The organism is Enterococcus sp. AZ179 (genome assembly GCF_050498885.1).
Classification (GTDB): domain Bacteria; phylum Bacillota; class Bacilli; order Lactobacillales; family Enterococcaceae; genus Enterococcus_D; species Enterococcus_D entomosocium.
The window spans coordinates 111,862-123,992 of record NZ_JBMHEO010000001.1 but is presented as its reverse complement, the minus strand read 5'-3'; the positions used below and the strand labels follow the sequence as shown (position 1 = coordinate 123,992).

The following is a 12,131-nucleotide window of genomic DNA, read 5'->3' as shown; positions in this document are numbered from 1 at the left end:
AATTGTTCAAAATAATTCTTGAAAACACTTGCAATCATTAGGGTGTGTGTTATACTGTTCACGTAAAGCTGTTACATTAGTGAACAGAAAATTTAAGGAGGTCCATCAGATGGAACAATGGAATGGATTTAAAGGAAAAACTTGGAAAGAAGAAGTAAACGTACGCGACTTCATCCAAGAAAACTACACACCTTATGACGGAACAGATGAATTCCTAGCAGATGCTACTGAAGCAACGACGAAGCTATGGGATCAAGTCATGGAACTGAACAAGCAAGAGCGTGAAGCTGGCGGCGTATTGGATATGGATACAAAAGTCGTTTCAACGATTACTTCTCATGGACCTGGCTACTTAGACAAAAACTTAGAAACAGTTGTTGGTTTCCAAACGGAAAAACCATTTAAACGCAGCTTGCAACCATTTGGCGGCATCCGCATGTCAGAACAAGCAGCAGAATCTTACGGCTATGAAATCGATGCGGAAGTTTCTCACATTTTCCGCGACTACCGTAAAACACATAACCAAGGGGTATTTGATGCCTATACACCTGAAATCAGAGCAGCTCGTCGTTCTGGTGTAATCACAGGTCTTCCTGATGCATACGGCCGTGGCCGGATCATTGGTGACTACCGTCGTGTTGCATTATACGGAGTGGATTTCTTGATCAAAGAAAAACAACAAGACCTATTGTATTGCGGAAACGGAACCATGTCTGAAGACATTATCCGCCAACGTGAAGAATTAAGTGAACAAATTCGCGCTTTAAGCGAATTGAAAGAATTAGGAAACATTTACGGATTTGATATTTCTAAACCAGCTCAAACGGCGAAAGAAGCATTCCAATGGTTATATCTTGGTTACTTAGCAGCCATCAAAGAGCAAAATGGTGCGGCAATGTCATTGGGACGTACGTCAACTTTCCTTGATATTTATGTTGAACGCGATTTAAAAAATGGCGTGATCACTGAAGAAGAAGCACAAGAAATCGTTGACCATTTTGTCATGAAACTACGTCTTGTGAAATTTGCTCGGACGCCTGATTACAACGCATTGTTCTCTGGTGACCCAACTTGGGTAACTGAGTCAATCGCTGGTATGGGTGAAGATGGACGCCACATGGTAACAAAAAACAGCTTCCGTTTCTTACACACTCTAGCAAACTTAGGTCCAGCACCAGAACCAAACTTGACTGTTTTATGGTCAACACGTTTGCCTCATAACTTCAAAACATTCTGTGCGAAAATGTCGATCCAAACATCAGCGATTCAATATGAAAACGATGATGTGATGCGTGGACATTGGGGCGATGATTACGGAATCGCTTGTTGTGTATCCGCAATGCGCATCGGGAAACAAATGCAATTCTTTGGTGCTCGTGCCAACTTAGCAAAAACATTGTTGTATGCAATCAACGGTGGGGTCGATGAAAAATCAAAAGCACAAGTTGGACCAAAATTCCAACCAATTACTTCTGAATACTTGGATTACAACGAAGTAATGGAAAAATATGACACAATGATGGACTGGATTTGTGATCTGTATGTGAACACATTGAACATCATTCATTACATGCATGACAAATATTCTTATGAACGCATTGAAATGGCGCTCCAAGATACAGATATTCTACGTACGATGGCTACTGGTATCGCTGGTTTCTCTGTTGCAGTTGATTCATTATCAGCGATTAAATATGCCAAAGTTCGTACGATTCGTGATGAAAACGGCATTGTTGAAGATTACGAAATCGAAGGCGATTATCCTAAATACGGAAACAATGATGACCGTGTAGATGATATCGCAGTCAACTTGTTGAAAGCTTTCATGAAGAAAGTAAAACGCACAAAAACATATCGTGATGCAAAACATACAACTTCGATCCTTACAATCACTTCTAATGTGGTTTATGGGAAGAAAACAGGGAACACGCCTGATGGACGTCGTGCAGGTGCACCATTTGCTCCAGGTGCAAACCCAATGCATGGCCGCGATACGCATGGTGCATTAGCAAGTCTTTCGTCAGTTGCGAAATTACCATATGATTACTCATTAGATGGTATTTCAAACACCTTCTCAATCGTACCTAAAGCATTAGGTCGTGACGATGAGACACAACAAGAAAACCTAGCAACAATGCTAGATGGCTATGCAGCAAAAGGTGGTCACCACTTAAATATCAACGTATTTAACCGTGATACATTACTTGATGCGCAAGCTCACCCAGAAAAATACCCACAATTAACGATTCGGGTTTCTGGTTATGCGGTTAATTTCATTAAATTAACCAAAGAACAACAAGATGATGTCATTGCTCGTACAATGCACGAAGCAATGTAATAAGCAACAACTTCAGGCGGCGGACGGGAAAATCCGCCGCCTCTTGTTTTGAGAGTATCAGACGGAGCATGGTTATCCGTCGTTTCGAAGAAAGGAAGAGCATTATGGCAGTAACAGGACAAGTACATTCAACAGAAAGTTTTGGATCAGTAGATGGACCAGGTATCCGTTTTATTGTATTCATGCAAGGATGCCGCATGCGTTGCCAGTTTTGTCATAATCCAGATACTTGGAAGATTGGCACGGGTGTCGAACGAACGACCGATGACGTCTTAGAAGAGGCGTTGAAATATCGCGAATTCTGGGGACAAAAAGGTGGGATCACCGTTAGTGGCGGGGAACCGTTACTTCAAATGGACTTTCTGATCGATCTGTTTCGTAAAGCCAAAGCAGAAGGGGTCAGCACAACATTGGATACTTGCGGAAAACCATTTACACGAGAAGAGCCTTTTTTCAGTAAGTTTCAAGAGTTGATGACTGTGACCGATTTGCTGTTGTTTGATATCAAACATATCGATAACAAAGCCCATAAAGAGCTGACCACCCAATCCAATGATAATATTTTGGATATGGCAAATTATCTTTCAGAGATCAATCAGCCCGTCTGGATTCGTCATGTGCTGGTTCCTTTTAGAAGCGATTATGATGACTTCTTGATCCGTTTGGATGAATTTATCAAGACGTTGAAGAATGTCGATAAAGTTGAGATCTTACCTTATCACACGATGGGGAAATACAAGTGGGATGAGCTAGGCTTGAAATATCCCCTTGAAGGAATCGAACCACCAACCGAAGATCGGGTGAAAAATGCCAAACGTTTGCTCCATGTAGATGACTATAAAGGCTACTTAACCCGTTGATCAAAACAGGAAAGAAGAGATTGCTATTGCTTCTTTCCTGTTTTTTTACTATGATTAGAAAGTGAATATCAATTGAAATAGGAGCGATGAAGAAATGTCGAAAATATTAGTATTTGGTCATCAAAATCCTGATACCGATGCCATTGGTGCAGCGATTGCCTTTGCGAACTTACAAAATCAACTTGGGAAAGACTGTGAAGCAGTAGCGCTAGGTACACCAAATGAAGAAACACAATTTGCACTAGACACCTTTAGCCTGGCTGCTCCTCGTGTGATCGATTCAGTGGCAAAGGAAACCCAAGAAGTAATGTTAGTGGATCATAACGAATTTCAACAAAGTGCAGCAGATATTGCGGATGTTACTGTATTAGCAGTGGTTGATCATCACCGTATTGCTAACTTTGAGACAGCCAATCCGTTGTATTATCGTGCAGAACCTGTTGGTTGTACCAGTACGATCGTATTGAAGTTATACAAAGAAAATCAAGTGGAAATTCCAAAAGCGATCGCAGGAATCATGCTTTCAGCGATCATCTCCGATACATTGTTGTTCAAATCGCCAACATGTACCGATGAAGATGTAGCGGCAGCAAAAGAATTAGCGGTTTTAGCAGGTGTTGAACTGGAAGCATACGGATTGGATATGTTGAAAGCCGGCACGAATCTTGGGACGAAATCAGCCGCAGAATTGCTGGATCTTGATGCAAAAAGCTTCCCAATGGGCGGGAAAAACATCCGTATCGGACAAGTCAATACAGTCGACCTAAAAGAGGTCTTTGACCGTCAAGCAGAATTGGAAGCTGCCATGAAAGAATCAATGTCAGCAAATGGCTATGATTTGTTCTTGCTAGTTGCTACTGATATCTTAGACAGTAATTCTGAGCTATTAGTTGTTGGTGAACCAATTGCCCCAGTAGAAGCAGCGTTTGAAACGACATTAACGAACCATCGTGCCTTTTTACCTGGCGTTGTTTCTCGTAAAAAACAAATCGTTCCTCAATTAACAGCGGTTTTCGAAGGATAATTAGGATAAATGTCAGAGTGCTGGTGAGATCTGTTTTGGTAGATCAAGCCAGCATTTTTCATGATTTTTTTAATAAGGAGTACACACAGTGAAATTTTTTTATAGTCCCCATTATCGTTCGTTGCAACCGATAGTGGCATCTTCTGAATTCCATGATTTGGTTCATGTGCTTTTAAGCTGTCAAGAACCGCCGACACTACGAGAGCTAAAAGCGAAGTTTCCAGAGGTGTCATTTGATAAAACCCTTGACCGTCTGATCGCATCAGCTTTGATCATCCGCCAAAATCGACGCTATTTTTTAGGTTTTCCTGTTTATACTGAAGAAGATCAAAAGCAGCTGCAAGAAAGTGACGGTTTTTATCAAGATGCCCTTGATTGGTCAACACAAGAAATCGCTGGTTTTCTCAAAAACTTTGCGACATTAAGTAATGAAAATAAATACTTCTATGGTTGTTTGCAGGAGGTGGAGCAGGGGATTGTTTATTCCTTGGCCCATGAAAGTTTTCAGATGATCTCATACGCAGAAGCGCCATGGCCACCAACGCTGCCGGCTTTTTTTGAAGCAAATCGCCAGCTGCAAAATCTATCGGTTTATGACGATCTAATGGATTTGATCGGCGATGTCGATCCGGTCTATTACTTAGATCAAGTAAGTGTCATCTTTGAACGTATCCGTAAAAACAAAAAAGTGCGTCCGAGTATTTTTCTAGAATCGCTTCAACAGTTGAAAATCGTTAGTTCCGAGCTAGATTTCTTGCTGGAAGAAATAAATTGTGATAATCTAAAAAACGGCCGTTATCCATCTGCTGAAAAGGATATTTTTTTGCAACGATCAGTGCTCGCTCACTTAGCGAAAAAAGTAGGTTCATACAACACTTTTTTTTTCAATGATAATTGAGATTTCTAATAATTATGTTATTTGTTTTAAATTTTCTGAATATTACAAAGCTGTTAGATGTTATTCTAATAGCTTTTTTTCTTGTTCACTAAAATGATAATTTGATGAATAAAAATTAAAATATAACGATCGTTTTGTTTGGAGATTTGATTTCTTGATGATATGATGATTTTAGAACGTTGAAAGGGGATATAAAAATGGAAGGATATAAAACGGTTGATTTTGAACAGTTGGAACGGAATAAAACGAAAGCAGAAATGATTACATTCGTATCAATGTCAGAGATAGAAGCGGCACGGCAAGCAATTACAAATGCGGGGATCGATGAAACGCGTTTTTCTGATGGAGATCTCATTCTCGCATTAAAGCAAAAGGAACGATTTGGGGCAAATACGATCGTTTCAGTGGTTATTGATTGGCTAGTGAATCAAAACTATTTAGTGAATCCCGCGAATGCCCTTCGTTATTTGGCAAAAAAAATGGCAGATGGTCCATTAACGAGTTATAAATTATTGAGTGAGGGAGAGTTTGACTGTGATGGCAATTATTACTTAATTGGTCACGCAGACAAGTCCTTGGCAGTAAATAAAGCCTATAAAGTTTACACCGATGGGCAAGTAAAAGAGCTTTGGCAAGCAAAATAATTGAAGGTGATTTCGGCTCTAGCGAAGAAGGAAAACGGCTGTAGAAACAGTTGTTTTCGTAAAAGGATCGAAGATTGAAGGTTGTGAAGGACGCGTGAAACTAAACATTCGAATCAGCTTAGCTGGCAGTCATCTTTTGATTGGTGCATTCAGTTTGATCGGTGCATTGCTGACGCTTTATAAAGTACCAACTAGTTTTGGTACGATCCAAGTCATGTTAGGTGAAATTTATTATACCGATACGGTATTTGACCGATTTACTCAGCTTTTCTTATTGGGGATTATTAGTCTTTATACCGTAGTGACGAGTTTTTACGGGTTTCGATTCTGGTGTTTTTGCTCCGCCTCTTCTGCATTTGGGACACTGCTGGCATATGTTGAATTAACTGAGACACTTCCGGTGATGATTGTTTTCATCCTGGTTTTGGCAAGTTTGTTTCAGTTAAGTGTAGTCACATACTTCATTTTCCAAAAGCTAAAAAGTAGAGCTGAAACAGGTTGAACAGATACGTTCAAGCTGTTTTTTTCTGTCCTGAATAATTCGTTCGTATCATAGGGTTATTAGGTTACTAGAATTTTATTTTATGCTATGCTAACAGTAGAGATCGTTTGATTGCAAATGCTTCTCTATTAAAAAATGGGACAATGATCGATCGTTAAAGAATAAGCGATCAAGATGAGTCGAAGGAGGACTGATGAGAGAGTGGTTACCAAACAACAGGTACTGACTGCAGAAAAGGACTTTCTGAGCGGTGAAAATTTTTATGTCCAACATTTCTTAGGAGCCTATCAAGCGGATGACGGCTATGTGTTTCGTGTTTGGGCACCAAACGCTCAACAAGTTTGGCTGGTTGGTGATTTCAACCAATGGACAGACACTTTGCCAATGAATAAAAGGGCAGAATCTGGGGTCTGGGAGATTGAGACCAACCAAGTAAAAGAAGGACAGCTTTACAAATACAAAGTCAAACAAGCAAATGGACGAGAAGTATTGAAGATTGATCCTTTTGCTGTCCATTTCGAAGCTCGACCAGGAACTGCTGCCGTGTTGCATTCGATCCCACAAAAAAAATGGCGGGATGGACTATGGCAAGGCCGCAAAAAAAGACAGAAAACATTTAATCGACCTCTAAATATTTATGAAGTTCATGCCAGCTCGTGGAAGCACCACGAAGACGGCACCCCTTATCGCTTCTCTGAATTAAAAGATGAACTTATTCCTTATGTGAAAAAAATGGGTTATACCCATATTGAATTTATGCCTTTGATGGAACATCCATTAGGTACCTCGTGGGGCTATCAGCTGACAGGTTATTTTGCGCTCAGTTCCTATTATGGGACACCAGAAGAATTTCAAGACTTTGTAGAGGCATGCCATTTAGAAAATATTGGTGTCTTTGTTGATTGGGTACCAGGACATTTTTGTGTCAATGATGACAGCTTAGCTTATTATGACGGCACGCCGACATTTGAATACATGGATGAAAACCGTGCCAAAAATGTTCGCTGGGGTGCGATCAACTTTGATCTCGGCAAACCACAAGTCCAAAGCTTTCTGATCTCAAGTGCCTTGTTCTGGATCGAATTTTATCATATTGATGGTATTCGGGTAGATGCCGTTTCCAACATGATCTATCGCGATTATGATGAAGGTCCATGGGAACCAAATCACGAAGGGGGCAATCGCAACTTTGAAGGCTATTACTTTTTACAGAAGCTTAATTCTGTTATCAAGTTAGCCCATCCAGCAGTGGTCATGATTGCAGAAGAAAGTACGTCTGAAACCAAAATAACAGGAATGGTCGAAGAAGGCGCGTTAGGATTTGATTATAAATGGAATATGGGCTGGATGAACGATGTCCTGCGTTTTTATGAAATGGACCCGATTTTCCGTAAAGATCATTTAAATCTGCTTTCTTTCTCTTTCATGTATCGGATGCAAGAAAATTATATCTTGCCACTTTCTCATGATGAAGTCGTTCATGGTAAAAAAAGTTTGATGCATAAAATGTGGGGGGACCGCTACAAACAGTTTTCACAACTACGAAATCTCTATACGTACATGATGATGCATCCAGGGAAAAAATTGTTATTCATGGGTAGTGAATGGGGACAGTTTTTAGAATGGAAATATGATCATGGGCTTGAATGGGTCGATTTAAACGACACATTAAATGCAAAAATGCAGTTCTTCACCCAGACCTTGAATGAACTATACAAAGAAGAACGAGCCCTTTGGGAATTGGATGATCAAGAAGATTCATTGATGGTGATCGATGCAGACAACTTAGATGAAACGACATTGACTTTCTTACGACAAGGAAAAACGAAAAAAGATTTCTTGATCGTTGTTGTCAATCTGACACCAGTGGAGCGTCACGATTTTGCGATCGGCGTGCCATACGAAGGAATGTATCGAGAGATTTTAAACACTGAACGGGATGTATTTGGTGGAACTTGGGTGGCTAATAACCAAGACTGCCAGACCAGTAATGCCCCTTTTAAACAATACGACTATCAAATCAAAACAATTTTGCCTGCACTTGGGGCTTTGATTATCAAACCAGAAAAAATCAAAATGACTCGTAAAAAAGAAGTAAAGAAAGCATAAAAAAAGAGTAGAGGGGGAACGGTGAGTAGATCACCAAACAAAATGAAAACAGAAATGTTAGCAATGATCCTCGCAGGAGGACAAGGGACTCGTTTAGGGAAACTAACAAAAAATATTGCCAAGCCAGCAGTTCCGTTTGGCGGCAGGTATCGGATCATCGATTTCACGTTGAGTAATTGTGTCAATTCTGGAATCAAAAATGTGGGTGTAGTCACGCAGTACCAACCTTTAGCACTGAACAACCATATCGGCAATGGCGCCAGTTGGGGATTGGATGGAATCAGTACCGGTGTGACGATTTTACAGCCATATTCAAATTCAGAAGGCGAAAAATGGTTTGAGGGAACTGCCCATGCCATCTATCAAAACATCGCCTATATCGATGAGATGGACCCGCAATACGTCTTGATTTTGTCCGGCGACCATATCTACAAAATGGATTACGAAGAAATGCTGGAAAAACACAAAGAAAATGATGCTTCATTGACGGTTGCAGTTCTCGAAGTTCCGATGAAAGATGCTTCTCGTTTCGGGATCATGAATACTGATAAAAATGACCGCATCATCGAATTTGATGAAAAACCAGCCGAACCAAAAAGCAATCTTGCTTCGATGGGGATCTATATATTTGATTGGAGTCGTCTACGCAGTATGCTATTGAGTAACTACACAAAAGACGGCGAAATGGTCGATTTTGGGAAACATGTGATTCCTTCTTATCTAGAAAGCGGCGACAACGTTTTTGCCTATCGCTTCTCTGGTTATTGGAAAGACGTAGGAACGATCGATTCATTGTGGGAAGCCAACATGGAATTTATTGATCCAGCTATGGAGTTGAATATCCGGGATAAAAGCTGGCAAGTGTTCTCCAAAAACCCAATCGCACCACCGCACTTTGTAACTGAAACCGGTGCTGCTAAAAATTCGCTTGTGATGGACGGCTGCTATGTTGCTGGGGAGATCGAGCACAGTATTTTATCAGAGAACGTGCAAGTGAAAGAAGGCTCGACTATCAAAGATAGCGTAATCATGCCTGGAGCGGTGATTGGCAGAAATGTCAAATTAAATCGAGTGATCGTTGGGGAAAATGCAGTGATTGGTGACGACGCAGAGATCGATGGAACAGACGAAATTGCCGTAGTCGGCTATTCTGAAATTTTAGGGGTGACGATTGATGAGAACTAATAAAATGTGTGCAATTTTAGGGAACCTACAGCGATACCAAGACTTGATGCCATTAACGGAGAATCGTCCGCTGTCGACCTTGTTGTTTGACTGCAAATATCGCTTGTTGGATTTCAATCTTTCAAGTATTGAAAATGCCAACATCAAACAAGTCTACATGATTTTCAATGAAGGAGAGACCCAGTCAGTTTTTGATCATATCGGTGGTGGAAAAGAGTGGAACTTGGACGGTGTTCAAAACCGGTTCTTTATCCACTTATTCCAAGACTCATTGAAAAAGCAAGCCGAAGGGCAAGAGTACTACTATAACGTCATTGACTATTTGGAAAAATCAAAATCAGATCACACTGTATTTATGGGCAGCAAAATCTTATGCAACATCGATTTGCGTGCTTTGCTGAAAATTCATCAACTACAAGGCAATGAAATGACTGTGGTGTATAAACGCATCGGCAGTGACAATGTTTCTGAAAGTGACTTGTTGTTTAATGTTGACAGTGAAGGACACTTAGAAGAAGCGATCCAAGCGAAAAAAGGGGAAGTTGGCTCCCTAGTCAACTTGTGTACGGATATTTTTATCATTCAAACGGATCGTCTGATCGCGGCTCTTAAAGAAGGGCAAAAAGTTGGCGCAACGGCAGATCTCGGTCAATTTTTACGAGAGATGATCTCTGTGGAGAACACTGGCCTATATGAGTACACTGGTTACTTAAGTAACATTTATGATATCTCTTCTTATTATCAAACAAATATGGACATGCTAGATGTGCATAAATTCACCTCATTGCTTTATTCGAATCAAAAAATCTATACCAAATTGAAGAATGAAGTACCAACCTATTACTCGGAAACGTCTGAGGTGAAAAATAGCCACTTTGCTTCTGGTTGCATCGTTGAAGGCTCTGTCGAGCAGTCACTGGTTGCTCGCCGTACGAAAATCCATCCTGAGGCAAAAGTCAAAGGCGCGATCATTTTCGGAAATAACGAAATCAAAGCAGGTGCCGAAGTCTCTTATGCGATCTTAGATAAAAATGTAACCATCGCAGAAGGTGTAAAAGTGCAGGGAACCAAAGAAACCCCGATTGTCATTAAGAAGAATTCTCATGTGACAGAAGATGTAATCGGAGGAGCAAGCGCATGAAGGTTTTGTTTACAGCAGCAGAGTGCGCTCCGTTTTTTAAAACAGGCGGGTTAGGGGATGTTGCAGGTGCATTGCCAAAAGAGTTGGTCAAAAAAGGCGTCGAGACAGTTGTCGTCTTACCTTATTTCACGAAAATGCCTGCCGAATACCAAGACCAAATGGAAGAATGTTTTTCCTTTGAAGTGGCGGTCGGCTGGCGCAAGCAATATTGTGGGATCAAAAAATTAGTTCTAGGCGCTGTGACTTATTATTTCATAGACAATCTCTACTATTTTGGTCGCGAACGGCTCTATGATTTTTATGATGATGGGGAACGCTTTGCTTTCTTCCAATTAGCCGTGATCGAAATGATGGAACGCATTGAATTTATTCCAGACATCGTACATGTCAATGATTACCATACGGCGATGATTCCGTTCTTGATCAAAGAAAAATATCATTGGATCCAAGCGTATCAAAACATACGCACCGTTTTGACGATCCATAACATTGGGTTTCAAGGGTGGTATAGTCGCGATATTTTACCGGATCTTTTTGGGATGGGTACGGAAAGATATGATGATGGAACCTTGCGTTTAAACGATTGCTTGAACTTTATGAAAGCAGGAATCTTGTATGCGGACCGCATCACGACCGTCAGTCCTTCCTATAGTGAAGAAATCAAAACAGCTGAGTTTGGTTGTGGTCTTGAAATCATTTTACGCATGGAAAGTGGCAAGCTAAGCGGTATCTTGAATGGAATTGATTATGAAATGAATGATCCAGAAACCGATCCTCATTTGGACTATCCTTTCAGTGTCGAGGATTTATCAGGAAAAGCTAAAAACAAGCGAGCGCTACAAGAACAGTTTGGCTTGCCAACTCGTAAAGAGGTTCCGCTGATTTCCGTTGTTAGTCGTTTGACCACTCAAAAGGGGTTCCATTTAGTTCTTGAAGAAATGGAAAACCTCTTGCAGTTTGATGTTCAGTTCATCTTACTAGGGACTGGCGAACATGATTTTGAAGAAGGCTTTCGCTACTTTGCGCAGAAATATCCTGACAAATGTGCTGCCGCGATTTCTTTTGATATTGCATTGGCGCAAAAGTTATACGCAGCAGCGGATCTCTTCTTGATGCCTTCGGCTTTTGAACCATGTGGACTATCGCAGATGATCGCGATGCGTTATGGTACATTACCGATCGTTCATGAAATCGGTGGCTTGAAAGATACGGTGGATTCCTATAATCCGATCACGAAACAAGGAACCGGCTTTGGCTTCCAAGAGTTTTCACCTTTTTACTTGATGAATGCCTTAAAACAGGGGATTGAATTATATGAATCGGATCCGACAACATGGACGGCATTAGTCAAGCAAGCAATGAAAAAAGATTTTAGCTGGAATCAAAGCTCAGATCTTTATGTTGAGTTGTATAATAATATCAAAGTTTGA

10 protein-coding genes are annotated in these 12,131 nt (G+C 40.7%); all 10 read left to right on the top strand.

Annotated elements, in window-relative coordinates:
• Positions 1-109: 109 nt before the first annotated feature.
• The 10 genes from pflB to glgA all read left to right on the top strand — a co-directional run bounded on the left by pflB (position 110) and on the right by glgA (position 12,131).
• Complete coding sequence (gene pflB / locus IGI88_RS00555; protein WP_008379680.1) at positions 110-2,338, top strand: formate C-acetyltransferase; 2,229 nt, start codon at positions 110-112, stop codon at positions 2,336-2,338.
• 104 nt (positions 2,339-2,442) lie between these two features.
• Positions 2,443-3,198, top strand: a complete 756-nt coding sequence (gene pflA / locus IGI88_RS00550) for a pyruvate formate-lyase-activating protein (RefSeq protein ID WP_005229643.1) — start codon at positions 2,443-2,445, stop codon at positions 3,196-3,198.
• Between the two features lie 94 nt (positions 3,199-3,292).
• Positions 3,293-4,222 (top strand): manganese-dependent inorganic pyrophosphatase, encoded by a 930-nt coding sequence (locus IGI88_RS00545; protein WP_005236800.1) that lies wholly within the window; start codon positions 3,293-3,295, stop codon positions 4,220-4,222.
• An 88-nt stretch (positions 4,223-4,310) separates the two neighbouring features.
• The gene (locus IGI88_RS00540; protein WP_196044361.1) at positions 4,311-5,120 is read left to right on the top strand and encodes a DUF1803 domain-containing protein; all 810 of its coding nucleotides are present in this window, start codon (positions 4,311-4,313) and stop codon (positions 5,118-5,120) included.
• Positions 5,121-5,317: 197 nt separating this feature from the next.
• The gene (locus IGI88_RS00535; protein ID WP_005236794.1) at positions 5,318-5,764 is read left to right on the top strand and encodes a hypothetical protein; all 447 of its coding nucleotides are present in this window, start codon (positions 5,318-5,320) and stop codon (positions 5,762-5,764) included.
• 94 nt (positions 5,765-5,858) lie between these two features.
• The gene (locus IGI88_RS00530) at positions 5,859-6,266 is read left to right on the top strand and encodes a hypothetical protein (RefSeq protein ID WP_008379690.1); all 408 of its coding nucleotides are present in this window, start codon (positions 5,859-5,861) and stop codon (positions 6,264-6,266) included.
• A 174-nt stretch (positions 6,267-6,440) separates the two neighbouring features.
• The gene (gene glgB / locus IGI88_RS00525) at positions 6,441-8,375 is read left to right on the top strand and encodes a 1,4-alpha-glucan branching protein GlgB (RefSeq protein WP_429960094.1); all 1,935 of its coding nucleotides are present in this window, start codon (positions 6,441-6,443) and stop codon (positions 8,373-8,375) included.
• 42 nt (positions 8,376-8,417) lie between these two features.
• A complete protein-coding gene (locus tag IGI88_RS00520) occupies positions 8,418-9,560 on the top strand; it encodes a glucose-1-phosphate adenylyltransferase (protein WP_016613232.1) in 1,143 nt (380 codons plus the stop codon).
• Positions 9,550-10,701, top strand: a complete 1,152-nt coding sequence (glgD, locus tag IGI88_RS00515; protein WP_016613233.1) for a glucose-1-phosphate adenylyltransferase subunit GlgD — start codon at positions 9,550-9,552, stop codon at positions 10,699-10,701. Before IGI88_RS00520 ends, glgD begins: the two co-directional genes overlap by 11 nt.
• Positions 10,698-12,131: a glycogen synthase GlgA gene (gene glgA, locus IGI88_RS00510; protein ID WP_429960093.1), complete on the top strand. Its 1,434-nt coding sequence runs from the start codon at positions 10,698-10,700 to the stop codon at positions 12,129-12,131. The genes glgD and glgA overlap by 4 nt, the downstream gene beginning before the upstream one ends.

Coding starts and splice junctions, on each gene's coding strand:
- glgA (WP_429960093.1), top strand. CDS start 10,698: ATGAAGGTTTTGTTTACAGCAGCAGAGTGCGCTCCGTTTTTTAAAACA.
- IGI88_RS00545 (WP_005236800.1), top strand. CDS start 3,293: ATGTCGAAAATATTAGTATTTGGTCATCAAAATCCTGATACCGATGCC.
- pflA (WP_005229643.1), top strand. CDS start 2,443: ATGGCAGTAACAGGACAAGTACATTCAACAGAAAGTTTTGGATCAGTA.
- IGI88_RS00520 (WP_016613232.1), top strand. CDS start 8,418: ATGAAAACAGAAATGTTAGCAATGATCCTCGCAGGAGGACAAGGGACT.
- glgD (WP_016613233.1), top strand. CDS start 9,550: ATGAGAACTAATAAAATGTGTGCAATTTTAGGGAACCTACAGCGATAC.
- pflB (WP_008379680.1), top strand. CDS start 110: ATGGAACAATGGAATGGATTTAAAGGAAAAACTTGGAAAGAAGAAGTA.
- glgB (WP_429960094.1), top strand. CDS start 6,441: ATGAGTCGAAGGAGGACTGATGAGAGAGTGGTTACCAAACAACAGGTA.
- IGI88_RS00535 (WP_005236794.1), top strand. CDS start 5,318: ATGGAAGGATATAAAACGGTTGATTTTGAACAGTTGGAACGGAATAAA.